This is a genomic window from Aquihabitans sp. G128 (assembly GCF_019048865.1).
Classification (GTDB): Bacteria; Actinomycetota; Acidimicrobiia; order Acidimicrobiales; family Iamiaceae; genus Aquihabitans.
Genome location: NZ_CP077604.1, coordinates 4,593,936 through 4,619,871 on the forward strand (window position 1 = coordinate 4,593,936; position 25,936 = coordinate 4,619,871).

General features: G+C 71.9%; 29 protein-coding genes and 1 tRNA gene. 21 read left to right on the forward strand and 9 right to left on the reverse strand.

The features are described from left to right. Positions 1-80: 80 nt before the first annotated feature. Positions 81-377 (reverse strand): WhiB family transcriptional regulator, encoded by a 297-nt coding sequence (locus KSP35_RS22090; protein ID WP_305853092.1) that lies wholly within the window; start codon positions 375-377, stop codon positions 81-83. A 433-nt stretch (positions 378-810) separates the two neighbouring features. On the opposite strand from KSP35_RS22090, the gene KSP35_RS22095 reads away from it, so the two are divergent. After that, on the forward strand, positions 811-1,500 hold the full coding sequence (locus KSP35_RS22095) for a glycerophosphodiester phosphodiesterase (RefSeq protein WP_216997920.1): 690 nt from the start codon (positions 811-813) through the stop codon (positions 1,498-1,500). 1 nt (position 1,501) lies between these two features. Here the strand turns inward: KSP35_RS22095 and KSP35_RS22100 are convergent, their stop codons facing one another. Further along, entirely contained in the window at positions 1,502-1,996 is a 495-nt protein-coding gene (locus KSP35_RS22100) for an RNA polymerase sigma factor (protein ID WP_216997921.1), read from the reverse strand. Positions 1,997-2,235: 239 nt separating this feature from the next. On the opposite strand from KSP35_RS22100, the gene KSP35_RS22105 reads away from it, so the two are divergent. From KSP35_RS22105 to KSP35_RS22120, 4 genes are all read left to right on the forward strand, one after another. Then, on the forward strand, positions 2,236-4,641 hold the full coding sequence (locus KSP35_RS22105) for an RHS repeat-associated core domain-containing protein (protein WP_216997922.1): 2,406 nt from the start codon (positions 2,236-2,238) through the stop codon (positions 4,639-4,641). 327 nt (positions 4,642-4,968) lie between these two features. Beyond that, complete coding sequence (locus KSP35_RS22110; RefSeq protein ID WP_216997923.1) at positions 4,969-5,616, forward strand: RHS repeat-associated core domain-containing protein; 648 nt, start codon at positions 4,969-4,971, stop codon at positions 5,614-5,616. A gap of 597 nt (positions 5,617-6,213) precedes the next feature. Continuing rightward, entirely contained in the window at positions 6,214-6,495 is a 282-nt protein-coding gene (locus KSP35_RS22115; protein ID WP_216997924.1) for a hypothetical protein, read from the forward strand. Between the two features lie 37 nt (positions 6,496-6,532). Next, on the forward strand, positions 6,533-6,730 hold the full coding sequence (locus KSP35_RS22120) for a hypothetical protein (RefSeq protein ID WP_216997925.1): 198 nt from the start codon (positions 6,533-6,535) through the stop codon (positions 6,728-6,730). A gap of 55 nt (positions 6,731-6,785) precedes the next feature. Here the strand turns inward: KSP35_RS22120 and KSP35_RS22125 are convergent, their stop codons facing one another. After that, on the reverse strand, positions 6,786-7,160 hold the full coding sequence (locus tag KSP35_RS22125; RefSeq protein ID WP_216997926.1) for a hypothetical protein: 375 nt from the start codon (positions 7,158-7,160) through the stop codon (positions 6,786-6,788). 76 nt (positions 7,161-7,236) lie between these two features. Further along, positions 7,237-8,172 carry a diacylglycerol kinase family protein gene (locus KSP35_RS22130; RefSeq protein ID WP_216997927.1) on the reverse strand — a complete coding sequence of 312 codons (936 nt, stop codon included), beginning with the start codon at positions 8,170-8,172 and terminating at the stop codon, positions 7,237-7,239. Between the two features lie 144 nt (positions 8,173-8,316). Here KSP35_RS22130 and KSP35_RS22135 point away from each other — a divergent pair, with 144 nt between their 5' ends. The 6 genes from KSP35_RS22135 (at position 8,317) to KSP35_RS22160 (ending at position 13,126) form a co-directional block, all read left to right on the forward strand. After that, complete coding sequence (locus KSP35_RS22135; RefSeq protein ID WP_216997928.1) at positions 8,317-9,123, forward strand: triacylglycerol lipase; 807 nt, start codon at positions 8,317-8,319, stop codon at positions 9,121-9,123. Positions 9,124-9,152: 29 nt separating this feature from the next. Continuing rightward, a complete protein-coding gene (locus KSP35_RS22140; protein ID WP_216997929.1) occupies positions 9,153-9,959 on the forward strand; it encodes a triacylglycerol lipase in 807 nt (268 codons plus the stop codon). A gap of 108 nt (positions 9,960-10,067) precedes the next feature. Next, complete coding sequence (locus tag KSP35_RS22145) at positions 10,068-10,847, forward strand: electron transfer flavoprotein subunit beta/FixA family protein (RefSeq protein ID WP_216997930.1); 780 nt, start codon at positions 10,068-10,070, stop codon at positions 10,845-10,847. Between the two features lie 28 nt (positions 10,848-10,875). Then, positions 10,876-11,841 carry an electron transfer flavoprotein subunit alpha/FixB family protein gene (locus KSP35_RS22150; protein ID WP_216997931.1) on the forward strand — a complete coding sequence of 322 codons (966 nt, stop codon included), beginning with the start codon at positions 10,876-10,878 and terminating at the stop codon, positions 11,839-11,841. Between the two features lie 161 nt (positions 11,842-12,002). Beyond that, positions 12,003-12,362, forward strand: a complete 360-nt coding sequence (locus KSP35_RS22155) for a hypothetical protein (RefSeq protein ID WP_216997932.1) — start codon at positions 12,003-12,005, stop codon at positions 12,360-12,362. Positions 12,363-12,427: 65 nt separating this feature from the next. Beyond that, positions 12,428-13,126: a MerR family transcriptional regulator gene (locus tag KSP35_RS22160; protein ID WP_216997933.1), complete on the forward strand. Its 699-nt coding sequence runs from the start codon at positions 12,428-12,430 to the stop codon at positions 13,124-13,126. An 11-nt stretch (positions 13,127-13,137) separates the two neighbouring features. On the opposite strand, the gene KSP35_RS22165 is transcribed toward KSP35_RS22160, so the two are convergent. From KSP35_RS22165 to KSP35_RS22180, 4 genes are all read right to left on the reverse strand, one after another. Further along, complete coding sequence (locus KSP35_RS22165; protein ID WP_216997934.1) at positions 13,138-14,115, reverse strand: diiron oxygenase; 978 nt, start codon at positions 14,113-14,115, stop codon at positions 13,138-13,140. Between the two features lie 217 nt (positions 14,116-14,332). Next, complete coding sequence (locus KSP35_RS22170) at positions 14,333-15,337, reverse strand: SCO1664 family protein (RefSeq protein WP_216997935.1); 1,005 nt, start codon at positions 15,335-15,337, stop codon at positions 14,333-14,335. Then, a complete protein-coding gene (locus KSP35_RS22175) occupies positions 15,315-15,815 on the reverse strand; it encodes a DUF3090 family protein (RefSeq protein ID WP_216997936.1) in 501 nt (166 codons plus the stop codon). The genes KSP35_RS22170 and KSP35_RS22175 overlap by 23 nt, the downstream gene beginning before the upstream one ends. After that, positions 15,812-16,516: an MSMEG_4193 family putative phosphomutase gene (locus KSP35_RS22180; protein ID WP_216997937.1), complete on the reverse strand. Its 705-nt coding sequence runs from the start codon at positions 16,514-16,516 to the stop codon at positions 15,812-15,814. Before KSP35_RS22180 ends, KSP35_RS22175 begins: the two co-directional genes overlap by 4 nt. 91 nt (positions 16,517-16,607) lie before the next feature. On the opposite strand from KSP35_RS22180, the gene KSP35_RS22185 reads away from it, so the two are divergent. After that, complete coding sequence (locus KSP35_RS22185; RefSeq protein ID WP_216997938.1) at positions 16,608-17,270, forward strand: uracil-DNA glycosylase; 663 nt, start codon at positions 16,608-16,610, stop codon at positions 17,268-17,270. Positions 17,271-17,316: 46 nt separating this feature from the next. On the opposite strand, the gene KSP35_RS22190 is transcribed toward KSP35_RS22185, so the two are convergent. After that, positions 17,317-18,183, reverse strand: a complete 867-nt coding sequence (locus KSP35_RS22190) for a hypothetical protein (RefSeq protein ID WP_216997939.1) — start codon at positions 18,181-18,183, stop codon at positions 17,317-17,319. Between the two features lie 183 nt (positions 18,184-18,366). On the opposite strand from KSP35_RS22190, the gene KSP35_RS25135 reads away from it, so the two are divergent. The 9 genes from KSP35_RS25135 to KSP35_RS22230 all read left to right on the forward strand — a co-directional run bounded on the left by KSP35_RS25135 (position 18,367) and on the right by KSP35_RS22230 (position 25,801). After that, complete coding sequence (locus tag KSP35_RS25135) at positions 18,367-18,489, forward strand: hypothetical protein (protein WP_256444513.1); 123 nt, start codon at positions 18,367-18,369, stop codon at positions 18,487-18,489. A gap of 67 nt (positions 18,490-18,556) precedes the next feature. Next, positions 18,557-19,900: a glycosyltransferase 87 family protein gene (locus KSP35_RS22195; RefSeq protein ID WP_216997940.1), complete on the forward strand. Its 1,344-nt coding sequence runs from the start codon at positions 18,557-18,559 to the stop codon at positions 19,898-19,900. Positions 19,901-19,953: 53 nt separating this feature from the next. Then, positions 19,954-21,018, forward strand: coding sequence for a DNA recombination protein RmuC (locus KSP35_RS22200; RefSeq protein ID WP_216997941.1), 1,065 nt, complete (start codon positions 19,954-19,956; stop codon positions 21,016-21,018). A 47-nt stretch (positions 21,019-21,065) separates the two neighbouring features. Then, positions 21,066-22,598, forward strand: a complete 1,533-nt coding sequence (gene metG / locus KSP35_RS22205; RefSeq protein ID WP_216997942.1) for a methionine--tRNA ligase — start codon at positions 21,066-21,068, stop codon at positions 22,596-22,598. 163 nt (positions 22,599-22,761) lie between these two features. Continuing rightward, positions 22,762-23,601, forward strand: a complete 840-nt coding sequence (locus tag KSP35_RS22210; protein WP_216997943.1) for a TatD family hydrolase — start codon at positions 22,762-22,764, stop codon at positions 23,599-23,601. Between the two features lie 68 nt (positions 23,602-23,669). Further along, positions 23,670-24,500, forward strand: coding sequence for a 16S rRNA (adenine(1518)-N(6)/adenine(1519)-N(6))-dimethyltransferase RsmA (gene rsmA, locus KSP35_RS22215; protein ID WP_216997944.1), 831 nt, complete (start codon positions 23,670-23,672; stop codon positions 24,498-24,500). A 258-nt stretch (positions 24,501-24,758) separates the two neighbouring features. Next, complete coding sequence (locus tag KSP35_RS22220; RefSeq protein ID WP_216997945.1) at positions 24,759-25,229, forward strand: hypothetical protein; 471 nt, start codon at positions 24,759-24,761, stop codon at positions 25,227-25,229. Between the two features lie 97 nt (positions 25,230-25,326). Then, positions 25,327-25,428 carry a 30S ribosomal protein bS22 gene (locus KSP35_RS22225; protein WP_216997946.1) on the forward strand — a complete coding sequence of 34 codons (102 nt, stop codon included), beginning with the start codon at positions 25,327-25,329 and terminating at the stop codon, positions 25,426-25,428. 300 nt (positions 25,429-25,728) lie between these two features. Then, positions 25,729-25,801: transfer RNA gene (locus KSP35_RS22230), tRNA-Gln, on the forward strand. The last annotated feature ends 135 nt before the right edge of the window (positions 25,802-25,936 follow it).

Here is a 25,936-nt window from a genome sequence, read left to right on the forward strand (position 1 = left end):
CGTGTGGCCGGCATCGTTCTTCGCGGGGGGAGCGCTTCGCCGGGGCACGCGCCGCCCCGGCGGTTCAGATCAGGTGGTGCTCAGGCCGTGCGGCGCTGGCGAGCGGCGTACTGCTTGCGCAGCTTGCGGCGCTCCTCCTCGGAGGTGCCGCCCCAGATGCCGGAGTCCTGGTTGGTGGCGAGGGCGAACTCGAGGCAGGCGGTCTGGGCGTCACACTGGCGGCAGACGGCCTTGGCGTTCTCGATCTGCTCGATGGCCGGGCCGGTGGTGCCGACCGGGAAGAACAGATCGGGATCGGTGTCCCGGCAAGCGGCGGTTCGACGCCACTCGTCGGATGCGATGGTGAGCGAGAGCAGGTGAGCAGAACTCAGAGCCACGGGTGCCTCCAGACACGACGGGTGTCACGATGGCGAGATGCTCGTGACTTGCTTCACATGCCGTTCCGCTCTGCTGGATTTGCAGGAGCGGTCGGCGGGGCCGTATGGACGGTAGTGGCCGGTGCTTCCTCCTGCAAGCAGTTTTTCGCAGAATTTTCACACGTTGGACGCATTGGGCTAGGGCCGGGTTCACACGGGCGACACGGCAGGGTCGCGCGGCTTCCGGCGGCCATCGACCGAGGTCAGCGGGGTGATCGGTGCGTCCGATGGCGTGCGGGCAAGGCAGCGGCGGGACGGGTGGACGCCCCGACAGGCTGGCGCGATCGCTGCTCGCCATGTCCGTCTTGTGACGGACGACCGCTCGCGGGAGACATCCCGCCTGACCTCGTTCCGTGCCGACGGCGTCGTGCTGCGTGGCGCCTACGCTCCGCCCATGGTCCGGGTCATCGCACACCGGGGCGCCTCCAAGGCCGCCCACGAGAACACCATCGAAGCGTTCCACCTGGCGAAGGAGCTCGGTGCCGACTGGGTGGAGCTCGACGCCCGCCGCACCCGAGATGGCGCCGTCGTGGTGCACCACGACGCCCAGCTGCCCGATGGACGCGACATCGTCGCCCTCGATCGCGCCGACCTGCCGGCCTCGGTCTGCGACCTGACCGCCGCGCTCGATGCGTGCGCCGGGATGTCGGTGAACATCGAGATCAAGAACTGGCCCGACGACGTCGACTTCGACTCGACCTTCGCCGTCGCCGACTTCGTGGTGGCCGAGGTGGGTCGCCGCGGCTCGCACGCCGAGGTGCTGGTGTCGTGCTTCCACCGCGCCACCCTCGACCACGTCCACGCCGGCGACGCCGCCATCCCCACCGCCTTCCTCCACCACTACGAGGACCGCTCGTGGGACGAGGTGGCCGCCGACGTCGCGGCCGCCGGCCACGTCGCCCTGCACCCGTGGGACGGCGTGGTCGACCAGGACCTGGTGGGCGCGGCGCAGGCCCACGGACTCGAGGTCAACGTGTGGACCGTCGACGACCCCGAGCGCATGGCGGCCCTCATCGCCCTCGGCGTGGACGGCCTCTGCACCAACGTCCCCGACGTGGCCCGCTCGGTGGTCGACGGCCGCTGAGTCAGCTGCGCCCGACGGTGGCGGCGAGCCGCCGGCGGACGCGGTGGAGGCGCACGTGGTCGAGCGCCGCTCGGGGGGCGACCGCGACCGCTCCGACGGCGGCCACCGTGGCCGCCGCGAGGAGGTCGACGTCGCTCGGTGAGGTGTCGGTGAGCGCGGCGGCCACCACGGCCAAGGCCTGCGAGGCGATCACGCCCTCCACCACCCGGTCCTCGATCCCCTCGTCGTGGGACCGCCGCGCTGCGGGCGGGTGGCGCGCCGCGACCGCCCGGCGGCGGAGGTGTTCGGCCGAGACCTTGCTGGCGATGCCGTTGATCCAGGCATCGATCGGTCCTCGGTCGGGGCGGTAGCTCGCCCGACCGGCCCAGGCTCGAGCGAAGGCCTCGTCGCACAGGTCTTCGGCCTCGTCTCGCCCGTGGCGGCGACGCAAGCGCTGCACCAGCTGCGGGCGGAGGCGGGGAAACGCCTCCGAGAAGTGCTGTTGGACCTGGTCCACCGTCGACCCCTCGGATCGAGCGCCATGCCCAGGAGCGCGTGCGAAGGGCCGACGCTAGTCGTGGGATGCAGAACCGCATCACCCAGGAGGGTGAGACACATGTCACGCTCACGACGTGAAAGGTCGCCGGGGTCAACGACCAAGAGCAGGGTGGCGGTGCGCTCCGGCGCCGCCACCGAGCCTGCTCGGTCCGAGCAAGGGTTGCCACGGTGGAGCGCGAGGGAACGGTTCGGCGGTCGATGACCAAGCGGCCGATCAGCATCGAGTACGCCACCGACGGCTCCGGCAGCTCCGCCTTCGGCACCGCCTGGCGCCAGGGCACCGCGGCGTTCGTGCGGATCCCGACGACCTCGACCACCCCCGGGTACGGCCTGGTCACGTCGACCACCGACCCGGACGGCAGGGTGAGCGCCACCAGCTACACCGATGCTGCTGCGGGGCTCGGCCCCGAAGACGGCCTCGCCACCTCCACCACCACCGACCCTGCTGGCCTGGCGCTGGTGAACAGCACCACGTACGAACCCCTGGGCACCGGCTACCGCCGAGAGGTCTCCCACCAACTCCCCACCGGCGCCGCATCGACGGTGGCCACCAGCTATTACGGCGCCACCGAGACCGCAGCGCTGCCGGCCTGTGCCGGCGGGGCCACGGTGAACCAAGGCGGCATGGCAAAGACCGTGCGATCGGCGGACCCGGCCGGGTCTGGCACCAACGGCATCATCCGGGAGACCCGCTACGACGCCCAGGGCCGCGAGGCGGCCACCCGGGTCGGGAGCGACCCGTGGACCTGCACCACCTTCGACGCCCGCAGCCGGCCCACCCGGGTGGCGGTGCCGGCGCTCAGCGGGGCGCCGGGCCGGGTCACCGACACCGACTACGCGGTCAACGGCAACCCGTTGGCCACCTCGAGCTCCGACACCGTCGACGGCGGTACCGCTCGGACGGTGACGACGTCGGTGGACCTGCTCGGTCGCACCCGCAGCTACGTCGATGCCTGGGGCAACACCACCACGACCACCTACGACGCCGTCGGCCGCGAGGCGACGGTGGTGTCGCCGGTGGGCACCGAGACCTCGACCTATGACGCGGACGGCAACGACGGCCCGACGGTGCTCGATGGCACGACCCTGGCCACCCCGCACTACGACAGCGCTGGCCGCCTGGACTGGGTCCAGTACGCCAACGGCACCAAGTCCGATCCGGTGCCCCGGGACGTGCTGGGGCGTGAGGTCGGCGGGACGTGGCGCAACGTGAGCGACAACAGCTCGCTCTTCACCGAGGCCGCCACCCTCAGCCTCGCCGGGGACATCACCGGCATCACCACCGACGGCAACGACCCGCACCCGGGTGCGGACTACGTGTACGACAACGCCGGGCGCCTCACCCAAGCCTGGACGACCACCCGCAACGCCTCCGGCGCCGTGGGCACCCAGCACAGCACCTACGGCTACGGCACCGCCGATGCCGGCTGCGCGGCCGGCACCCAGGCCAACGCCGGTCGGAACACCAACCGCACCAGCCAGACCATCGGCGACGCACCTTCGGCGGTGACCACCACCTACTGCTACGACGCCGCCGATCGCCTCGTGGGCACCACCGAGGCCGGGGTCGGCACCATCGCCTACGACGCTCACGGGAACACCACGTCGGTCTGGGGCGAGCAGCGGGGCTACGACGCATCGGATCGGCACGCGACGACCACGAAGGGCTCGACGGTGGTGAGCTATGACCGTGACGGATCGGATCGGATCATCGCTCGGACCTCGGCGGGGGGTGCGTCGCCGAACGTGGAGCGCTATGGGTTCGCCGGTGATGGTGATGCGCCGGACGTGGTGATGGACGGCACGGGTGCGGTGATCGAGCGTGACCTGTCGCTGCCGGGTGGGGCGTTGCTGACCAGGGCGGCGGCCGGGGACACGTGGTCGTTGCCGAACCTGCACGGTGACACGGTGGTGGTGACCGATGGTGCGGGGACGGTGGCCGGCGTGGAGCGCACGTACGACCCGTTCGGTCACACCACGGGGCAGCCGTTCGTGGACGACTCAGCGGGTCCGATGGACGCGGCGTGGTTGGGCCAGCACCAGCGGATGACCGAGCACGAGGATGGCCTGGCGCAGACGATAGAGATGGGTGCCCGCCAGTACGACCCGACGTTGGGCCGGTTCTTGGAGGTGGACCCGGTCGAAGGCGGCTCCGCCAACGACTACGACTACACGTCCGGCGATCCGGTCAACGGCCGCGACCTCGACGGCAACTGCGGTACATTCGGCAACCCCTGGAAGAAGTGTGGGAGTGGCCACAAATACAATCGGGGATTTCTTGGTGGCGCTTTCACGCATCCCAGTGGTATCTACCGTCACGCGACGCGGCATTGCCGACATCTGTGCAACGGACTCCGGCACCCGATGCACCACCTCTGGAACCACATACGCCACGGACGAGCTTGGCGTGCGGTCCGAACCCTCGGCTACTTTGCCGAAGCCGGATACTCGATCGGGGCAGGTTCGGCGTCTTGCCTCGAGACGCTAGGCGCTGGATGCGCTGCTGGGGTCGCCGGTTATCTCCATGGCATGTACAGCGCAGGTCAATCACTGCGAAGCTATAGAAGCTACTCCCGTCAACACCCGCACCGATGGCTCGATTGACGTGACTTCTTCTGGTCGCTCCGCAGCGAAATCCTTCGCAACGCTTCTGCCGCTACTGGTCGCCGTGGTCGCTGCCTTCAACCTCATCGACAACGTTTGGCGACGGGACTGGGTGGGCGCTTTCCCTCCACTGATCGCCGCGATCTCCTTCGCCGTGCTCTGGCGAGTTGTGTCAGAATGACGGTTCAGTCGGAGGGCGGCTAGCGGTGCTCTCGACGCAAGGCGTGGCGGCAGGTGGTCAATCAGGGAATTCGGGCAGCGCTACAGAGGGCTCGAGACGGAGCGGTCGAAGGGGCTCCAGTGGTGACCGCTGATGGGTCGGGGGGCGTGGGTGGAGAGGAGCGCACCTATGACCCGTTCGGTCACACCACGGGGCAGCCGTTCGTGGACGACTCGGCGGGTCCGATGGACGCGGCGTGGTTGGGCCAGCACCAGCGGATGACCGAGCACGAGGATGGCTTTGCGCAGACGATCGAGATGGGTGCCCGCCAGTACGACCCGACGTTGGGCCGGTTCTTGGAGGTGGACCCGGTCGAAGGCGGCTCGGCCAACGACTACGACTACACGTCCGGTGATCCGGTCAACGGCCGCGACCTCGCGGGTACCATGTGCTTCATCAAGTGTGGCTGGCGTCGAAAGGCGCGTAGTGGCCTTCGCTTTGCAAAGCATGCGGCTCTCAATGTGATAGCAGTCGGGCCCTATGCCGTCTACTACGGTACATATCGACTGCGTCGGGGCATGCGTCATCGCGGCTGGCTGCATCGTCATACAAACTTCTTGCGGCGAGTCGAGCGGGTCGGCCTACGCGGCGACGCAACCATTGACCGGTGGAAGGGAGAAGCGGTCGGCGACGAAGGGGTTAGAGGGTACGTAACTCCTTGGCACACTTGGACCAATGGTAGGTTGCGGTTTCTTCGCGGACCCAAAGTCTACCTTCCAGGTATTCATCGCAATGGCAAGGTCGACATTGACTAGATCCAAAGGTGAGCGAACTATCTGGTTTGCCTGCCTACTACTGGCCATGTTGACAGGCTGCTCTGACCCTACCGGAGGCGGTTTCGGATTCTCGTTCAGGAATGACCTAAGCACACGGGTCTCCGTGAGGTATTGTGAAGATCGAGGCTGCAAGTCGATCGATTGGACGGAGTCTGTTGCCGCCGGGGCGACTCTTCGTGTTTCGAGCCTTGCGCAGGGTTTCGAAGAGTACTATCAGATAGTGCCGATAGACCGGAATCAATCGCCGAGGTGCTTCGTCTTTCGCTTCAGAAGAAGTCGGAAGGATTTGGTAGTAGATGTCTCTACTGGACGAAGATGCATGCGGTAAGCTACGTCGGTATGGGGTGAGCAGCGGGGCCACGACGCATCGGACCGGTACGCGATGACTACGAAGGGCTCGACGCTGGTGAGCTGCTTCTCCGGAGCCGCAGGGCTGGCAGCGCTCGGAGGCTTGGCGATGGGTAGCTTCCGCCAGGTCACCCTGGCAGACGCCAAACGATACCTGAGCTGCGACCGTGATGGCTCGGATCGGATCATCGCCCAGAGGAGCGGAGGGGTGAAGGTGGGGAGCTACCGGTGACCCGCACGTGGACGGAACGAGCCTTCGTGCTGCTGACTGCGGGCACGTTCGCCATCGACCCGGTGGGACGGTCGCGGGTTCACGCGCGGCTTGCGTCAGTGGCGAGCATCGTCTCGCTCCTGTCCGTGTGGCAGTTGGTCCAGACCCTGAGCACGCCCGTGGCGCTGGCCCTGGCTCCCTTCGCGCTGTGGGGCATGGCGCTCGGCCTCCTTGGCATCGTGGATCCGGACCTGGGCTATCCGAACTGGGTGCCGGCTCACCGCCGGCGACGGAGGTGAGCCTTGTGGATCAAGCGATCGACCATGGAGGCAAGAGGTGAAGCGGTTCGAGATCTGGCACCTCCGAAGTCGAGCATTCTGCACCATCGTCCTTCTTCCGATCTTGCTCGTGTACGTCGTCACAACCGTGTTCGAGCCGCAGGCGCGGAGGACTGCCGTGCTCTGTTGCGGCGTGGTCTCGCTGGCCTTCTTCTTGGCGGGACTCCTTGGGATCATCACCCCCGAGGACGACTAGCGGAGCTTCGGTGCTGGCCGAGGCGCTCTGGTTTGCACCACGGCGGAGCGGTCGGTCAGACGGTGTCGAAGGGTGGCGGAGCGGGCTGGGCGGCGCCGCAGAACATGCAGGTGGCTCGGCCCTTGGGGACGGCCGATGAGCACTGGGGGCAGGTCGTTGCCGGGCGGGTGCGGCGGCCGTCGATGCTGCCGTCACGGGCGTCGATCTCGGTCACCTTGGCGGCCAGCTGCTCCTCGGTGACGCCGAGCTTCTCCGAGGCCAGTTCCCACAGGGCGTCGGTCAGCAGGAGCAGCCGCTCGAGGCGGTCCTCCAGCCGGTAGGCCTGGTCACGGGCGCTGTCGAAGCGGCCGTCGGCGGCGGTCTCGGCCAGCATCTGGTCGCTCTGGAGCGCCCGGATGTTCATCTCCTGGTGCAGGTCCCACAGTCCCATGGCCCTCCATCGGCCACCCCGTCGCCGACCTGAGCCGAGGCCCGCCGGAGGGTGGCGACCAGCGGATCGGTCGGACTCAGACCTGGAAGTCGAGCGGGACGACGAGGTCCATCACGTCGGGGACGTGGCGGAGCTCGACGCGGGTGATCTCGCCGAGGTAGTCGCCGTCGACCTGGTAGGGGAACGGCTTGCCGTCGATGCCCTCGACCACCAGGCCGTCGACGTCGTGGCGGTAGTGGATGAAGGGGTCCTTTGCCAGGGTGCCGTTGGCGCGCAGGGCCTTGGCCACGATGCGCAGGAGGCGGTCGAGGCGCAGCGAGCGCACCGTCACCACGGCCAGGCCGTTCTCGAGGTTGGCCTCGGGGGCGATGTCGAAGGCCCGGTTGCCCACGTAGGTGTAGGGGTTCGTGTTGCAGGCCACCGTGAAGTAGCCGTCGTCGACGTGGTCGCCGTCGGGGTAGCGCACGGTGAAGTGCGGGTGCTTGTGGTCGTAGTGCGTGAACCAGGTGGTGATGCCGGCCCAGGCGAAGAGCGGGTGGCCGGCCCAGCGCTTGAGGCCTGACCGCTTCTCCACCTGCTCGACCAGGGCGGCGTCGTAGCCCATGCCGACGTGGAAGCAGTAGTACCGGCCGTTCACCGAGCCCAGGCCGACGCGGCGGATGGAGCCGGCCTCCATGGCCTCGAGCAGCACGGCGGTGGACTCGACCGGATCGTTGGGCAGGCCGAGGGTGCGGGCGAAGACGTTGGTGGACCCGCCGGGCAGCACGCCCAGCGCGGTCGAGGTCTCGGCCAGGCCGTTGGCGGCCTCGTTCACGGTGCCGTCGCCGCCGAGCACCACCACCACGTCGGTGCCGTCGGCCGCCGCGCCCTGGGCCAGGCGGGTGGCGTGGCCCCGGCGGGCGGTCTCCACCAGCTCGACGTCGTGGTCGCCGGCCAGCGCCTTGCGGATGACCACCCGCGTGCGGGCCGTGACCGAGGACGAGAACGGGTTGACGAGCAGCAGGACCTTCACGCGCCTCGAACGGTAGGCGAGGGGCCGCTCGCCGGGCGAAGGCACCGGACCGGGGGATGGCCCTGCCACGGGTCGGCGTGCGAAGCTGTCAGCTGCCGTCGGCGGATCCGGGCCGGCCGCCAGGACCTCCGGGGGGAGACCGAGATGCCAGCACTCGTCGGGCGCCGCACCATCCGTGCCGCCGCCCTGCTCGCCGTCGCGTCGCTGTTCGCACTGGGCGCCACGGCTTGCCAGCCCGCCCGCAGCACCGCCAAGGACAAGCCGATCCTGTTGATCCACGGGTGGGCCACCGGTGGCGCCACCAACTGCGGGTCCACCTTCGACACCATGATCGGGCGCCTCAAGGCCCAGGGCTTCACCGGCCCGTTCGTGAAGGTCGGCTTCTACACCGGCGACACCAACTGCGACATGACCCTGCGCTCGTGGGGCGACTTCGACAACGGGTCGTCGTGGAAGGACGTCGCCAAGGCCTTCTCGAAGTACGTCTACGAGACCTACACGAAGAACGGCAAGAGCGTCGACGTGGTGGGCTACTCCATGGGCGGGCTCATCGCCCGGGGCGCGGTCTACGGCGCCGAAGGCGGCCAGTCCGGCTTCTCGGCGCCGATCAAGGTCGAGGACGTGGCCACCCTCGGCGCGCCGCACTCGGGCGCCGCCTGGTACACCAACGGCTGCCTCTGGGGCCAGTGCAGCACCATGAAGCCGGGCGCCACCGACATCAAGTGGCTCAACGAGAACGGCAACCCGCAGGGCGTCGGCGGCACCGAGTGGACCGTCTTCGGGTCCGAGGCCGACCAGGTGACCCCGGTCGACTCGGGCCTCTACATGGTGGTGCCGGCCGCACAGAAGGTCCGCTACAGCGACATCCCGCACACCGGCGACGGGAACTGGACCTCCAGCCAGAAGGTGCTCGACCGCGTGGTCGTGGCCCTTGCGCAGCCGGGCGCCTGATCGTGCGCCCGACCGACGCCCTGCCGACCGTGACCCCGTCCCGCCGCCCCCGCCGGGGCCTGCACGCCCTGGCCCTGGTCGCCGTGGGCCTGCTCGCCACGCTCGGGGCCACCGCCTGCGAGCCCGCCCGCACCCCGGCCAAGGACCGCGTGGTGATCATGGTCCACGGCTACTCCGCCTTCGGCAACGGCGTGAACTGCAACAGCTCGTTCGGCACGCTGTCGAGCGCGCTTCGCAGCCGGGGCTTCACGGGCGACCTGGTCACCGTCGGCTTCTACGACAGCGACACCAACTGCAGCGTGAACCTGCGCAGCTGGGACAGCGGGATCTCGAACTCCTCGGCGTGGAAGACGATCGCCAAGGCCTTCTCGAAGTACGTCTACGAGACGTACACGAAGAAGGGGATCACCGTTGACGTGGTCGGCCACTCCATGGGCGGGCTCATCGCTCGCGGTGCCGTCTACGGCTCGGAGTCGGGCCAGTCGGGCTTCTCACCCAAGCTCCTCGTGGAGGACGCCGTGACCCTCGGGACCCCGCACAAGGGGGCCGCCTGGTACTCCACCGGGTGCCTGTACGGGCAGTGCTACCAGCTCAAGCCCGGCGCCGAGGACATCGTCTGGCTCAACCAGAACGGCAACCCGCAGGGCGCCAAGGGGACCGACTGGACCGTGCTGGCCTCCACCGCCGACGACGTCACCCCCGCCGACTCCGGCCTCTACATGGTGGTGCCGGCGGCGCGGAAGGTGACCTACGGGAACCTCGAGCACAGCGACTACCAGCAGGACGCGACCTCGATCGCGCGCATCGCCCAGGCCCTGAGCGACCCGGGCCTCTGAACCGGGCGGTCGGCGGGCGGACTGCGGCTGGGTACGCCGTTCGGGTGGACCCTGGCCGGGGCGCCCCGCGGATTTGGTGGCGGGCGGCGCGCCGTACAGAATCGGGCCATGAACGTGGTCGTCTGTGTCAAGCAGATCCCGGATCCCGCCGACCCCGGCGCGCTGAACCCGGATCACACCCTCAAGCGCGATGGCAAGCTCATCCTGGACGAGTCGGACTCGTACGGCGTTGAGATGGCCCTCCAGCTCGTCGACAAGGCCGGCGGCGGCGAGGTCACCCTCGTCTCCATGGCCCCCAACGGCGAGGTCTCCGGTCTCCGCACCGCCCTCGCCATGGGTGCCGCCAAGGCCGTGCTGGTGAGCGACGACGCCCTCAAGGGCGCCGGCGCCCTCGACACCGCCAAGGTGCTGGCCGCAGCCGTCGGCAAGGCCGGGGAGTACGACCTCGTGCTCGCCGCCACCGAGTCCTCCGACGGCTACACCGGCACGGTGCCCGAGCAGCTCGCCGCCCTCCTCGACCTGCCGTCGATCACCTTCGCCAAGTCGGTCGAGATCGCGGACGGCACCGTCAAGGTGCAGCGCCAGACCGAGGCCGGCTACGACGAGTGCGAGGCGCCCCTCCCGGCGCTCGTCTCGGTCACCGCCGGCGTGGTCGAGCCCCGCTACCCCTCGTTCAAGGGGATCATGGCCGCCAAGTCCAAGCCGGTCGAGACCGTCACCGTGGCCGACCTCGGCCTCGATGCGGGCATCGTCGGCTGGGCCGGCGCCGGCCAGGAGATCGTCGACGTGGCCGCCGCTCCCGAGCGCGAGGCCGGCGAGGTCATCGAGGACGACGGCGAGTCGTTCCAGAAGATCGTCGCCTTCCTCGACGGCCTCAAGGTCCTCTGAGAACCCCCACCAAGAAAGGAACGCAGACATGGCTCTTTCCAAGGTGTGGGTCCACGCCGAACTGACCCCCGAGGGCACCGTCGCCCCGATCTCGCTCGAGATCCTGGCCAAGGCCCGCGAGATCTCGGACGTGGTCGAGGTCTTCACCGGCGGCGACGGCGCTGCCATCGCCGAGACGGTCGGCAAGCACGGCGCCACCAAGGTGCTCGCCACCGGTGACATCTCCGACAAGCTCCAGGGCGTGCACGTGGGTGCGGCGCTGGCCGCGGCCATCGAGGGCGGCGACGCCCCCGACGCCGTGCTGCTCGGCACCACCTACGACGGGCGAGACATCGCCGCTCGCCTCTCGGTGAAGCTCGACAAGCCGGTGCTCACCAACAACACCGACATCGACGTGGCCGACGGCATCGTGGTGTCCACCCAGATCTTCGGTGGCACCCAGATCGTCAAGACCAAGTTCGCCGCCGGTGGCCCCGCCATCGCCACCTTCCGCCCGAAGTCGTTCGTGGCCGAGGAGACCGGTGGCGCTGCCGCCGAGGTGGCCGAGCTGGGCCTCGTCGACGCCGGTGCCGCCGGCGCCGCCAAGCTGCTCAACCGCCACGTCGAGGAGACCTCCGGTCCCAAGCTCGACGAGGCGGCCGTGGTCGTCTCCGGCGGCCGTGGCCTCGGTGAGGCCGGCAAGTTCGACATGATCGAAGAGCTGGCCAAGATGCTCAAGGGCGCCCCGGGCGCCTCGCGGGCCATCGTCGACGCCGGCTGGGTGCCCTACAGCTACCAGGTCGGCCAGACCGGCAAGGTCGTCAAGCCCACCGTCTACATCGCGGCCGGCATCTCCGGTGCCACCCAGCACATGGTCGGCATGAAGGGCTCCAAGAACATCGTCGCCATCAACAAGGACCCGGAGGCCCCGATCTTCGGGATCGCCGACCTCGGCATCGTGGGCGACGTGCACAAGGTCCTGCCCAAGCTCATCGAAGCCCTCAAGGCTCGCTGAGCCTCGGCACCGCCGTGCGAACCGACGGGCCCCGGCCGCTGGCCGGGGCCCGTCCGCGTCCGGACCTCGTCCCCGCCGTGAGCCCCCGTTGAGCCGCCAGCCCCTGTTCGGCCGCGACCGTCGCCAGCGCGACGGGCGCCGCCGCCCTGCTGCGCGGCGAGGTGGTCGAGCTCGACGTGCAGCTCCGGCGCACCTCGGCCCGGGGTTGGGGGCCGTGGACCCCGGCGACCATCACCCTGGGCTCGCTGCCCGACGGCGTCGTGAACTGGCACGCCGAGGACCCCGTCGCCGTGGGGCTCCCCGCCATCCGAGGCCCCATCACCGCCACCTTCACCGAGATCGACGACGTCTGGCTGCGCCCGGTGCGCTTCCGCACCGAGGCGTTCTGGGGCATGGACGCCGAGATCGTCGTGCTGCGCTCGGAGCGGGCGACCAGCGAGCTGGCGCTCGCCCCGGACCTGACCGGCCCCCTGCTCGATCGGCTGGCCGAGCAGCTCGGCCTGGCCGACGACGACGCCTGATCGGCCCCATCGGGCGCCCTGACCCTCCGTCAGGACCCGCCGGAGCGGCGGGTAGCCTCGGACCGGTGGGCACCGAGCTGACGATCGACGAGCTGGCCGCGCAGGTCGGCATGACGGTCCGCAACATCCGCGCCCACCAGTCCCGCGGCCTGCTGCACCCGCCCCGGATCGTCGGTCGCACCGGGTACTACGGCGACAGCCACGTGGGCCGGCTGAGCCAGATCCGCGAGCTGCAGGACGAGGGCCTGAACCTGGCGGCCATCGCCCGGGTCCTCACCGACGGCACGCTGACCGCGGTGGCCACCGGCCCCTTCGCCGACGTCGCCCCGGAGTACGGCAAGCCCGGCGAGGTGGCCGAGCGGCTGGGCCTCGAGCTGGACGACCCCGTCATCCAGCGCTCGGTCGACATGGGCCTGATCACCCCCGAAGGCGATCGCATCCGCATCGAGCTGCCCCGGCTGGTGGCCATCGCCGAGCAGCTCCGCGACGTCGGCGTGCCCCTCGACGCCATGCTCGACGTGGTCGAGGTGGTCCGCGAGGCCAGCACCCAGGTGGCCCGGTCGTTCATGAAGCTGGCCGACGAGCACCTGGTGGCCAAGGTCGTGGCCGAGTCCGGCGGCGACCTGGACCAGCTCACCGAGGCGGTCGAGCGCCTCCACACCCAGGCCAGCGGCGCCATCGACGTGCTGTTCAACCAGGCCATGTCGGCCGAGATCCGGACCTACCTGGCCCCACCGTCCGACGACGGCGACCTCGAGGCCTGAGGGACCGGGGGTCAGGCCGGGGCGACGTCGTCGTCCCAGAGGCCGCAGCGCTTCCACACCCGGCGGGCGGTGGGCGTGAGCAGGCCGAGCTCGGCGCAGAGCCGCCGCAGCTTGGCGACGCAGTCCTTGCGCAGCTGCCGGCCCTCGGGGCTGCGGCGGGCCTCGGCCAGGACCGCCTTGGGGACGCCGTGGGCGCGATGCAGCTCAGGCGTGGGGTCGACCATGAGCGGCGCCATGATCCACAGCACCAGCGGCACCCGGAGGGCCAGGTGCTTGCGACGGGTGGTCGACAGCGTGGGCACCAGGTCCTTCAGGTAGGTGCGGGCGAAGGCGATGTGGCGGGCCTCCTCGGTGACGTGGATCCGCATGATCCGCTCGACCAGCGGGTGGCTGGTGCCCTCGCGCAGCTGGCGGCGCTGCAGGTGGTCGACCGGGTCCTCGCCGCCCAGCACCAGCATGAAGAACAGCTCGGGGAACGCCCGCTGGATGACCGTCACGGCCGGCGGGGCAACGGCGCGCAGCCAGCGGGGCATGCCGTGCACGGGCATCTCGCTGCGGTTCACCAGCTCTTGGAACATCAGTGAGTGCTGGGACTCCTCGATGACCTCGTGGTGCAGGTAGCGGTACTCCGGCGCCGCGTTCGGCAGCCGGAAGGCGTAGGTGAGCAGGCCCCGCTGGAGCAGGTTCTCGAACTGCATGCCGACCTTGAACGCCGCGCAGACCCGGTGGAGGCCGATCCGGGCCTGCAGCTCGGGCGTCTGGTCCTGGAACCACGCGGTGCGGGCGAGCGGGTCGAAGGCGAAGAGCCCGCACCGAGGGTCGTCCGGGCCGATGGCCAGCTCGGGATCGTCCCAGGCGATGTCGACGTAGGCGTCGTGGTGCTTCTCCACCGACTGCCGGCTCAGCCGCTCCACCAGCGCCCCCAGCTTCCTCGCCGGCTGCTCGGTCGGCCCATCGACGTCGGTGGCGGGGTGGAGGGTGGCGGTCATGTCGACAGGGTTCCATGTGTCATGGATCGGTGTCAAGGTTCTGCGGACGAACCCGGTCGTCCCCGCGGGATTCCTGTCGCTTGGGGTCGGTGGGCGACCCCTGGGCGACAGGAACCTTCGACGAGTGGGGTCCCGATCCCAAGCACCCCGTCGACCGAGCAACGGCTCAGGGGACGCGACCCGGTCGGACGCGACTCCGGGGCGTCCGCCCCAAGGGTCAGACGAGGGGCCAGGGGAAGCGGCGGCCGGTGGGGTCGGTGGGGAGGCGGCCCTCGCTGAGCAGGGCGCGGGCGCGGGAGCGGAGGGCGTCGCGCTCGAAGGGGTCGAGGAGCTCGTGGAGCTCGGGGACGAGGTCGGCGCAGGAGAAGCGGTCGAGGTCCTCTGCCAGTTCGGCGGGGAGCGGCTCGCCGGCGAAGTCCCAGATGACGGTGCGGAGCTTGAACTCGGCGTGGAGGCAGAGGCCGTTGTCGATGCCCCACAGGTGGCGCTGGGCGTCGACGAGGACGTGGCCGCCCTTGCGGTCGGTGCTGTTGGCCACCAGGTCGAAGGCGGCCATGCGGCGGAGCTGGGCGTGGGTGGCCTCGTCCTCGAGCAGCACGAAGTAGTGCTGGTCGAAGTCGGCCTCGATGAACCACTGCAGCGAGCCGGGGCCGAACGGGCCGTCGCGGACGATGGTGGGCGGCACCACGTCCCAGCCGATGGCCCGGGCCAGCTGGTAGGCGCCGGCCTCGCGGCGGTACAGGCCGTCGGGGAAGTCCCACAGCGGCCGCTCGCCCCGGTGGGGCTTGTAGATGGCCCGGCCGAGCGGGCCGTGGCCGGCGGCCCGGGCGACGGCCTCGGGGTCGTGGTCGGGGGCGGCCGGGGTCGGCTGGGCCGCATTGTCAGGCGCCGCTGGCGCCTGGGAATCGGCCGGGCCGTCGCCGTCGGCCGGCTCGTAGTCGTCGGACGGGTCGTCGGCCTCGGTGGCGCGCTCGGCCGCGGCGCGGACGTCGTCCTCGTCCTCCCAGTCCTCGTCGTCGTCCCACTCGTCGTCGTCGGGCTCGCCGTCGTCGGCGACCTCGGTGAGGCCGGCGTCAGGGCGGCTGCCCTTCGGCCAGAGCTCGCAGAGGAACGTGGCGTTCGAGCTCCACGGCATGCGGCCCAGCAGGACCAGGTCGGAGCCGGCCAGCAGCTCCTCGATGGCCCGGGCGGGCCGGGGCTCAGTTGAGTCGGGGGCAGGCATGGCCGTCGGGATCGATGGGCTGCTCGCAGAGGCGGCAGATCGGGCGGCCGCTGGCGGCGAGGGCCTCGACCTGGCGGGCGAAGCCCTGCACCTGCTCCCTCGTGAGGTGCACTCGGAGGCGGGCCGGGTCCCGCGTGATGGGCTCGTCGTCCTCCTCGTCGATGAGGAGCTCCTCGAGGAGGACCACGAGGCGGGCGGCGTTGCGGTCGACGCCGATGCTGATGGAGCCGACGGTCCAGTGGAGGTCGGTGGGGGGCAGGGCCTCGGCCGGGGGCACGTCGACGTGCTCGTCGCCGGGCAGGTCGTCGAGCAGGTTGACGAGGTGCTCGGAGAGGGCGACGGCCTGCTGCTTCTCGCACTTCACCGCGACCTCGGCGCCGTCGGCGAAGGCCTGGAAGTAGAAGACGCGGCGGCCCGGCTCGCCCAGCGTGCCGACGGTGAAGCGGCCGGGGCGGTCGAACTCCCAGGACTCGGTCACGACGGGGCCAGCTTGGTGAGGTCGTCCCCCGTGGAGTTCACCGCGAGGACGACGGGGCCGGTGGGCGTCTGGAGGATGGCGCTCACCGAGCACGGCGAGACGACGATGCGCTGGAACAGGTCCAGGTGGGTGCCGAGGGCGTGGGCGACGGCGGCCTTGATGGGGTCGGCGTGCGACACCAGCACCACGGTCTTGCCCCGGTGGGCAGCGCCGAGCCGGTCGAGCGTGGACACCATGCGCTGCTGCATCTCGGTGAAGGACTCGCCGCCGGGGAACCGGAAGCCGCTGGGGTAGCGCTGCACGGTCTTCCACTCGGGGAGCTTGTTGAGCTCGCTGAGCTTGCGGCCGGTCCACTCGCCGAACTCGCACTCGAGCAGGCCCTTGTCGACCTTGACGCGCTGGCCGAGGGCCTTGGCGATGGGGGCGGCGGTCTCCCGCGTGCGCTCGAGGGGCGAGGCGTAGACGGCCTCGACGTTCTGGAGCCCGGCGATGCGGGCGGCGACCGCTTCGGCCTGGGCCGTGCCGGCCTCGGCGAGGTGCAGGCCCTTGGCCCGGCCCGGCAGCGTCGCCCCGGTGGTGGGCGTCTGGCCGTGGCGCACGAGCAGGACCAAGGTGTGCTGCGGCGGAGCGGCGGCCTTGGTGGCCTTGGCCTTGGCGGCGCCCGTGCGGCGGGTGGTGGTGGAGGAAGAGGTGGCAGCCATCGGTCGGGACAACCTACCGGCGTCGCCACGCCCTCCCACGGCGTGGGGCGTCGTGCCCGGGAGGCCGGAGCGGCCCGGTACGGTCCGGCAGGTGGACTCGTTGGCCGCCGTGAGCCAGGACGTGGTGGCGTGCCGGGCCTGCCCGCGGCTGGTGGCGTGGCGGGAGCAGGTGGGCGAGGAGAAGCGCGCCGCCTACCGGGACGAGGACTACTGGGCGCGACCCGTGCCCGGCTTCGGCGACCCGGCGGCGCGGCTGGTGGTGGTGGGCCTGGCGCCGGCGGCGCACGGGGCCAACCGCACCGGTCGGATGTTCACCGGCGACCGCTCCGGCGACTTCCTCTACGCCGCCCTCCACCGGGCGGGCTACGCCAACCAGCCCACCAGCGTGAGCCGCGACGACGGGCTCGAGCTCGACGGCGCCTGGATCACCGCACCGGTGCGCTGCGCCCCGCCTGCCAACAAGCCCACCACCGACGAGCGCGATCGCTGTCGCCCGTTCCTCGATCGGGAGCTGGCGCTGCTGGCCGACGCCTCGGTCTTCCTGGTGCTGGGCGCGTTCGGCTACCAGGGCCTGGCCGGCTACCTCGGGCTGCGGCCCCGGCCTGCCTTCGGGCACGGCGTGGAGGTCCCGCTCGCCGACGGGCGCACGATCCTGTGCAGCTACCACGTGAGCCAGCAGAACACCTTCACCGGCAAGCTCACGCCGGCGATGCTCGACGCCGTGCTCGCCCGAGCCCGCGAGCTGACCGGCTGAGGTCGCCCGCCTGGCCCGACCGGGCCAGGGCGCTCCTGGCGGCCCGTCAGGCGGCGAGGTGGGTGCGGAGATCGGCCCGGGTCTCGGCGAGGTCGACCGGCCGGCCGGCGAGCTGGGCCAGCAGTTCGGCGAGGTCCCAGCGGACCAGCACGCCGAAGCGCACGGGAGCCAGGCCCACGTGGGTGAGGCCGTGGGCGTCGTCCCCGTCGAGCAGGGCCAAGGCGAGGACCTGGTGGAGGTCGCGCAGGCGGGTCTTGGTGGTGGCGGTCAGCTTGAGGTCGACCACGGTGCCGCCCACCACGAGGTCGGCCTCGGCGCCGCCGACGGCGTCGGAGCCGGCGAACGAGGTGCCCACCGAGGCGGCCAGGGGCTCGATCGGCTCGCCGAGCTCGTCCAGGCGGAGCGAGGCCAGGGACCGTGCGGCTGCCCGCTCGACGGCCACGATGTCGGCCGCCCAGTGGTTGGGCACCTGGAGCAGCAGCTCGTCCGCCGTCCCGGCGGTGAGGATGGGCTCATACCAGGGCTCGTCCCAGCGCTGCGAGCGCTGCGCCCGGTCCAGCAGGCCGGCGAACCAGGCGAGGCGTGCGGCGTCGTAGGGGTGCTGGGGGACCGGCCCGGCCAAGCGGGCGAGCACGTCGTCGACCACCTCGGCCGATGCGCCGTCGCCCACCAGCAGCGCGCCACCGGCCCGCACGTCGGCTCGGTCGGCGGGGGCGAAGTCCCAGCCGACCCGGGCGTTGATGGCGTGGCCGAGCACGGCGTTGGGGGTCGGTCCACCGGCCGGGTCGTCAGGCGGGAGGTGCGGCTTCACGTTCCGGAGCGCCTTGCGCCAGGGGTCGAGGACCGACGTGGTCTCCGGGAAGCGCCGATCGAGGAACCGCCGGATCGGCGACGCCGGGCTCTCGAAGTTCACGCTTCAGGCTCACCGGTCCGTTGTAGCCGACCGGGCGGCGCAGTCGGCCTTCCGCCCCGCGCGGCGCCGACCCGGATCGGTCATTTCGGCACTTAACCGTGCTACGGATACGTAGCGCGGTGCTCGTGGTCGAGCGTGCAAAGGAGGCAGCGTCATCCACCCGGCCGACAAGACGTGTCACCGATGCGCTTCGTGGTGGTCCTGATCGCCGTGCCGATCGCGCTCGTCCTGCTCGTGGGGCTGTCCGCCCTCGTCATCCGGTCGGCGACCGCTGGCCGGAGCGATGACCGCGGAGGTCGCGCGTGAACGGCCTCGCCCCGCCTGCCGAGCTCGACACCCCGGTCCGGGACCTCCTGGCGATCGCCGACCCGGCGTGACCACGGCCGGCCGGAGGCGGCTGGCCCTGCTCGCCCTGGCCCTCGTCGAGATCGGCTGGCTCGCGTCGGCCGGCCACCTCGCGGGCGCCATCCGCTGGTCGCCCGTGGTGGGGGCCCTCGGGCTGCACCTCGCGGTCGTCGGCGCCGAGCGGCGACGAGCGGTGCTGCGGCCAGGGGAGGTGCGGCTCGCCGTGGCGGCGGTCGCCGTCGCTGCGGTGGCGTGCACGCCGTTCGGGTCCCGGGACCTCTTCCAGTACGCGACCTACGGGCGGATGGTCGCCGTGCACCACGTCGACCCGTACGTCCACGGCCCGGCGGCGGTCGCCGGCGACCCGATCGCCGCCGAGACCGCGTCCGGGTGGGCCGAGGCGCCGTCGGTCTACGGGCCGGTCTTCACGTGGTTCTCCGCGCTCGCCGCCCGGGCGTACGGGGACTCGCCCCTGCTCGCTCGCCTGGCGTTCCAGGGACTCGCCGCCGCGAGCCTGCTGGTGGCGTGCGATCGGCTCCGTCGACGAGGGGCGCCGGGGTGGCAGCTGCTGGCGCTCGGCCTGGCCCCGCCGGTGGTGGCGGCCGTGAACGGTGGCCACAACGACCTGGTGGCCGGCGGGCTGGCCTTCGTGGGTTGGGACCTGCTCGAGCGTCGCCGGGCCGTCGGCGGGGCGGTCCTCCTCGCCACGGCGTGCTTGGTCAAGGCCTCGGTGGCGCCGGTCGTGGTCGCGGTGGTGCTGGCGGCCGCGGCCCGCCGCCGCTGGGGCGAGGCCTGCTCGGTGGCGGTCGCCGTGGCCGGGGTGGTGGCGCTGGCCTACGTCGCGGCAGGCGGGTGGTCGGCGGTCGCTCCGCTCCGGGGCCTGGGGGACCACCGCTCCCGGGCGTCGCCCTGGGCGCTCGTCGAGCGCGTGGGCCTGGGCGCCCCTCCCGGGGGCCTGGCCACGGCCGCCACCGCGGCGTCGGTGCTCGTGGTGCTGGCCGGCGCCTGGCGGGCCCGGTGGCCGGCGGGGGCCACCGCCGTGTCGCTGGGCGTCGTGGTGTGCTGCTCGGGAGCCTCGGTGCTGCCCTGGTACCCGATGGCGTTCCTGCCGCTGGCCGTGGGCCAGGATCGCTCACGAGCTCGCACCGCGCTGGCGGCGGCCTCGGCGGCGCTGCTCCTGGCCTACGTCCAACCGCCGGGACGGCCGGTCGCCGAGCTGGCGGGCGCCTCGCTGGTGGGAGCGGCGGCTTCCGTGGTGCTCCTGCTCACCTTGATCGCCACCATCGGCGAGGCGGTCGCGGCCGTCCGTTCGAGCCCCGTCAGCCGGCCGGCGAGGGCCAGCTCCCGCCGGGCGGCGTCGGCGGAGGGGTGAGCCGCGAGCAGGGACGTCGCCGTTCTGTCACACCCCCTCGGCACCATGGGGCCATGGACCTCGCCACCATCGCCGTCGCCCTCTTCGCCGCCCTCGTGGCTGCGGCGCTGGTGGCCGCGGTCGCGGTCGCGGTGGTCCGCTCGCCGGTCGCCGGTGCCGCCGGCTCGCACCCCACCCCGCCGGTCGTGGGGCCCGAGCTGCTGGCCCAGCACCGCGCCGAGGTCCGCCACCAGCTCGATCGGGTGGCGGACCTCGTCATGGGCCTGTCGGACCGCCAGGTGGCCCAGCACGGCGAGGTCTCGGCCTCGCTGACCGAGGCGTTGCGCGCCACCGCCGGGCTCGCCGACACCACCGCCCACCTGCGCGAGGCGCTCGCCAGCCCCAAGGCCCGCGGCCAGTGGGGCGAGCGCATGGCCGACGACGTGCTGCGCCTGGCCGGCTTCGTCGAGGGCGTCAACTACCGGCGCCAGGTGGCGCTCCCGGGTGGCACCATCCCGGACGTCACGTTCCTCCTCCCCGGTGACCTCGTCCTGCACATGGACGTGAAGTTCCCGCTCGACAACTACCTGCGGGCGTCGAACGCCGAGACCCTCGGCGACCGCACGGCGGCCGAGGCGGCCTTCCTGCGGGACGTGCGCCAGCGGGTGAAGGAGCTGGCCGGCCGGGGCTACGTGCAGCCCGGCGTCACCGTCGACCACGTCCTGCTCTTCATCCCCAACGAGTCGGTCTACGGCTTCGTCCACCAGCACGACCCCGGCCTGGCCGACCTCGCGCTGCGCCAGAAGGTGGTGCTGTGCTCGCCGTTCACGCTGTTCGCGGTGCTCGGGGTCATCCGCCAGTCGGTGGAGGCCCACGAGGTGTCGCGCGCCTCGGACGAGATCCTCCAGTGCCTGGCCGGCTTCGGCGAGCAGTGGACCCGCTTCTCCGATGCGCTCGACGTGGTGGCCAAGCGGTTCGACACGGCCCAGCGGGGGTTGGAGGAGCTCGCCGGGCCCCGCCGTCGCCAGCTGGAGCGCCAGCTCGACCGGCTGGAGGACCTGCGCACCCGCCGTGGCCTGGCGGCCGAGGACGCAGCTCCGGCGGCGCCCCGGCTGGCTCCGGTGGACCGGGCCGGCTGAGCGCAACGGGTTCGTCGCCTCGCTGGTGGCCCCGTACCCTTGGCCCCGTGCCAGACCGCTTCTTCGTGACCACGCCGATCTACTACGTGAACGACGTGCCGCACATCGGGCACGCCTACACCACGGTCACCGCCGACGCCCTGGCTCGCTGGCACCGCCTCCTCGGCGAGGACGTCTTCTTCCTCACCGGCACCGACGAGCACGGCCTCAAGATCGCTCGCTCGGCCGAGGCGCACGGCGTCACCCCGCAGCAGCAGGCCGACGAGACCTCGGCCCGCTTCCAGGAGACCTGGGACCTGCTCGACATCGTGCCGGACCGGTTCATCCGCACCACCGACCCGGACCACACCGCCACCGTGCAGGCCTTCCTCCAGAAGGTCCACGACAACGGCCACATCTACCGCGACAGCTACGCCGGCTGGTACTGCGTGGCGTGCGAGGCCTACTACGAGGAGGACGACCTCCTCCCCAACCCGGACGGCGGCAACGGCCTCGACCCCGTCCACGAACGGCCGGTCGAGTGGTTCGAGGAGGACAACTGGTTCTTCCGCCTGTCCGCCTTCGAGCAGCCCCTGCTCGACTGGTACGCCGCCCACCCCGACGCCGTCGGCCCCGAGGGCAAGCGCAACGAGGCCCTGGGCCTGATCAAGCAGGGCCTGCGGGACATCTCGATCACCCGGTCCTCGCTGGACTGGGGGGTGCCGGTCCCGTGGGACCCGGGCCAGGTCTTCTACGTTTGGTACGACGCGCTCATCAACTACGCCACGGCCGTCGGCTACGGCACCGACCCCGAGCGCTTCGCCGCCTGGTGGCCCCACGTCCACCACCTGCTGGCCAAGGACATCCTCCGCTTCCACTGCGTCTACTGGCCGGCGATGCTGCTGGCGGCGGGCGAGGAGCCTCCGGCCAGCATCGACGTGCACGGCTACCTCACCGTCGGCGGCAAGAAGATGTCCAAGACGAGCCTCAACCAGATCTTCCCGGCCGACCTGGTCGAGGAGTTCGGCGTCGACGGCTTCCGGTACCACTTCCTGCGGGACAACTCCTTCGGCCCCGACGGGGACTTCAGCTACGAGGGGATGATCAGCCGCTACAACAGCGACCTGGCCAACAACTTCGGCAACCTCCTCAGCCGGGTCTCCACCGTGGTGGCCAAGAAGTGCGACGGCATCGGTCCGGCGCCGCGCCCCGACAGCCCCCTCGCTGCGGTGGCGGCCGAGGCCCTGGCCGACGCCACGGCCGCGTGGGCCGCGGTGCAGCCATCGATGGCGCTCGACGCCACCTGGCGGCTCATCCGCGAGACCAACTCGCTGCTCGAGACCACCGAGCCGTGGAAGCTCGACCCGGGCCCCGAGGTGGACGGCGTGCTGGGCGACGCGCTGGAGGTGCTGCGCCTGGTCTCGATCCTGGCCAGCCCGGCGCTCACCCGGGCGCCGCAGGAGGTGTGGCGCCGCATCGGCCTCAGCGGAGCTCCCACCGACCGGCAGCTGCCGGCCGCCGCAGCCTGGGGCCAGTACCCCGGTGGCCTGCCCGTGGAGAAGGCCGCCCCCCTGTTCCCCCGGCTGAAGCCGGTGGAGTGAACCGGATCCCGATGCCGGGACGGCTCCGCCCGTGGAGCCGTCCCGGCACCTACCGGGATCGCCGCACGGGCCGCTGCGTACCCGCCCAACGGCCCTCGGAAACCTCGAAACCGAGCGATCCGCCGTCTTTTGACCGAACCGCCATCGAAAGGCGTGGCAGACCATGACGACGCCCGACCCGCACCCTCGACCCACCTCCGCCGAGGGCGACGACCGCACGGCACCCGAAGCCGCAGGCGCGCTGGCCTGGACCGACGACCACTGCCACCTGCACTACCGCGACGCCGCCCCCGAAGCGGTGGCCGAAGCGGTCGCGGTGGCGCGCGAGGCCGGCGTGGCCCGCATGATCACCGTGGGCTGCGACCTCGCCGACTCCGAGGCCGCGATCGCCGCAGCGGGCGCCCACGACGGCGTCTACGCCACCGTCGGCGTGCACCCGCACGAGGCGGCGGGCGGCATCGACGGCATCGAGGCCCTGCTCGCCGCCCCCCACGTGGTGGCGGTCGGCGAGTGCGGCATGGACCTCTACTACGAGCACTCCCCACGTGACGCCCAGCGCGAGGTCTTCGCCGCCCAGATCGCCCTGGCCCACGCCCACGACCTGGCCCTCGTGATCCACACCCGCGACGCCTGGGACGACACGTTCGACGTGCTGGCCGCCGAGGGCGTCCCCGAGCGCACCATCCTCCACTGCTTCAGCGGGGGCCCGTCCGAGGCTCGGCGCTGCCTCGACCTGGGAGCGTTCCTGTCGTTCAGCGGGATCATCACGTTCAAGAGCGCGCAGGACCTCCGCGAGGCCGCCGCCCTGTGCCCGATCGACCGGGTGCTGGTCGAGACCGGCGCGCCGTACCTTGCCCCGGTGCCGCACCGGGGCAAGCCGAACCGCCCGGCGCTGGTGCCCCTGGTGGGAGCGGGGGTGGCAGCGGCGATGGGGCGCCCGGTCGCCGAGGTGGCTGCCGCCAGCTGGGACAACGCCACCAGGGCCTACCGGCTGCCGGCCTGACCGGCGTGGTGGCGTGACGGGACGGCCCGGACCTGCTGCCCAGCCGGCAACCGGGCCATGATGCGACGGTGACCCACACCCGCCGCGCGCTCACCGAGCTGCTGGAGCGCCACGACCTCGGCCCCAGCCGGGCCCTCGGGCAGAACTTCGTGGTCGACCCGAACACGGTGCGGCGCATCGCCCGCCTGGCGGGGGTCGGCCCCGACACCCACGTGGTCGAGATCGGCGCCGGCTTGGGGTCGCTGACCCTGGCGCTGGCCGAGACCGGCGCCTCGGTCACCGCCGTCGAGCTCGACCGGTACCTGGTGCCGGTGCTGCGCGAGGTGGTGGCCGGCCTGCCCGTGCTGGTGGTCGAGGGTGACGCCATGCGGCTCGACTGGGACGAGCTGCTCGCCGAGCACGCGTCGTGGACCCTGGTGGCCAACCTGCCCTACAACGTGGCCACCCCGCTCGTGCTCGACCTGCTGGCTGGCGTGCCGGCCATCGAGCGGATGCTGGTGATGGTCCAGCTCGAGGCGGGCGAGCGCCTGGCCGCCGAGCCGGGATCGGGGATCTACGGCATCCCGTCGGTGAAGGTCGCCCTGCGAGCCGACGCGAGGATCGTCGGCAAGGTCGGCCCGGACGTGTTCCTGCCCCGGCCCCGGGTCGACTCGGCGCTCGTCGAGGTGGTGCGACGGGCCGAGCTGGCCACCTCGGCCGACCCCGAGCTGCTGGTGGAGCTGCTCGAGAAGGGCTTCGGCCAGCGGCGCAAGATGCTGCGGCGATCTCTGGCGGAGCTGGTCCCGCCGGAGGCGTTCGCGGTGGCGGGCATCGCGCCAGAGGAGCGTCCCGAGCGGCTGTCGGTGCAGGACTGGGGCCGCCTGACCGAGGCGGTCGCCGCCCTCCGGCCCCCGACCTGACACCTCCTACGATCGCCCCGATGGAACCCCGGACCGTCCTCGCCCCGGCGAAGCTCACCGTGTCGCTGCGCATCGTGGGCACCCGGGCCGACGGCTTCCACCTGATCGACGCCGAGATGGTCTCGATCGACCTGGCCGACGAGCTGACCTTCGCCGAGGGAGACGGCCTGGACGTGCGGGGCGCCTCCGGGCTCCCGGTCCCGGCTGACGACGACAACCTGGTCCGGCGCGCTGCGGGCCGTCGACCGGCAGGCGCAGGTGACCCTCGCCAAGGCCATCCCCGCCGGAGCCGGGTTGGGCGGAGGGTCGGCCGACGCCGCCGCCGTGCTCCACTGGGCCGGCGTCGACGATCCCCACCTGGCCGCCGCGCTGGGCGCGGATGTGCCCTTCTGCGTGCGAGGCGGGCGGGCCCGGGTCACGGGCATCGGCGAGGTGCTCGAGGTCCTGCCGTTCGAGGACCGCACCTACACCGTGGTGACGCCGCCGTTCGGGTGCTCGACCCCTGCGGTGTACCGGGCCTGGGACGACCTCGGCGGGCCACGTGCCGAGGGGCCGAACGACCTCGAGCCGGCGGCCCTCGTCGTCGAGCCCGGGCTGGCCAGGTGGCGCGACCAGCTGGCCCAGGCCACCGGCGCCGTGCCGGTGCTGGCCGGGTCCGGGAGCACCTGGTTCGTGGCGGGGGCCTTCCCCGAGGCGGGCACGGTGGTCCGGACCACCCCGGCCCGCTGAGCCCGAGCCGTCGTTCGCGCCGGTGGGGGCCGGCCCCGGGTGCCGGGCGGCGGCGGTTTGGTGCAGCCGGCAGGCGGCCCGCTAGGTTGGCGTCACCATGGGTTCACTGATCAAGAAGCGCCGTAAGCGCATGCGCAAGAAGAAGCACAAGAAGATGCTGAAGCGCACCCGTTGGCAGCGCCGGGCAGCCGGCAAGTAGCCATCGGGGCTCGCTGAAGCCCGAGACCGCAGGAACGACCGCCTCCGCCAGGGGGCGGTCGTTTCGCGTCCCGGGCCTGGCGACCACGACGGCGCCCTCGCCGCCGTGAGAGGCGGTACCGGCCCGGACGGCTCCACGACCACCCTGCCCGGCGCAGACCGGCCCACGACCGCTGTGCCGGGATCGGCCACGAGCGTCGAGCCGACGGCCCCGTCGAGCGCCGCGTTCGTGCCCACCGCCTGCTGAGGGCCCAACCGGCTCCGGCCGTCGGGTGCTCGCCGCCTATCGTGGCCGGACCCGTCGGGGGTAGTTCAGTTGGTAGAACACCGGCCTTTGGAGCCGGCTGTCGCAGGTTCGAGCCCTGCCCCCCGAGCCCTTGCCACGCCCCGCTCGGAGCGCTACCCCGGCTGGCGATCCTGCGGAGGACGCCCCGCCGCCCACCCGTGCGGCGGCCCTGTCGCACCTGGCTGCGGTTGACCGGCTCGGATGCCGGGCACACCCCCGTGCA

Bases quoted from the DNA above. Each gene is read 5' to 3' on its own strand.
- KSP35_RS22150 (WP_216997931.1), top strand. From the start codon at position 10,876: ATGGCTCTTTCCAAGGTGTGGGTCCACGCCGAACTGACCCCCGAGGGC.
- KSP35_RS25135 (WP_256444513.1), top strand. From the start codon at position 18,367: ATGCGCTTCGTGGTGGTCCTGATCGCCGTGCCGATCGCGCTCGTCCTG.
- KSP35_RS22180 (WP_216997937.1), bottom strand. From the start codon at position 16,516: ATGGCTGCCACCTCTTCCTCCACCACCACCCGCCGCACGGGCGCCGCC.
- KSP35_RS22165 (WP_216997934.1), bottom strand. From the start codon at position 14,115: ATGACCGCCACCCTCCACCCCGCCACCGACGTCGATGGGCCGACCGAG.
- KSP35_RS22095 (WP_216997920.1), top strand. From the start codon at position 811: ATGGTCCGGGTCATCGCACACCGGGGCGCCTCCAAGGCCGCCCACGAG.
- KSP35_RS22200 (WP_216997941.1), top strand. From the start codon at position 19,954: ATGGACCTCGCCACCATCGCCGTCGCCCTCTTCGCCGCCCTCGTGGCT.
- KSP35_RS22210 (WP_216997943.1), top strand. From the start codon at position 22,762: ATGACGACGCCCGACCCGCACCCTCGACCCACCTCCGCCGAGGGCGAC.
- KSP35_RS22105 (WP_216997922.1), top strand. From the start codon at position 2,236: ATGACCAAGCGGCCGATCAGCATCGAGTACGCCACCGACGGCTCCGGC.
- KSP35_RS22170 (WP_216997935.1), bottom strand. From the start codon at position 15,337: ATGCCTGCCCCCGACTCAACTGAGCCCCGGCCCGCCCGGGCCATCGAG.
- KSP35_RS22145 (WP_216997930.1), top strand. From the start codon at position 10,068: ATGAACGTGGTCGTCTGTGTCAAGCAGATCCCGGATCCCGCCGACCCC.
- KSP35_RS22125 (WP_216997926.1), bottom strand. From the start codon at position 7,160: ATGGGACTGTGGGACCTGCACCAGGAGATGAACATCCGGGCGCTCCAG.
- KSP35_RS22225 (WP_216997946.1), top strand. From the start codon at position 25,327: ATGGGTTCACTGATCAAGAAGCGCCGTAAGCGCATGCGCAAGAAGAAG.
- KSP35_RS22135 (WP_216997928.1), top strand. From the start codon at position 8,317: ATGCCAGCACTCGTCGGGCGCCGCACCATCCGTGCCGCCGCCCTGCTC.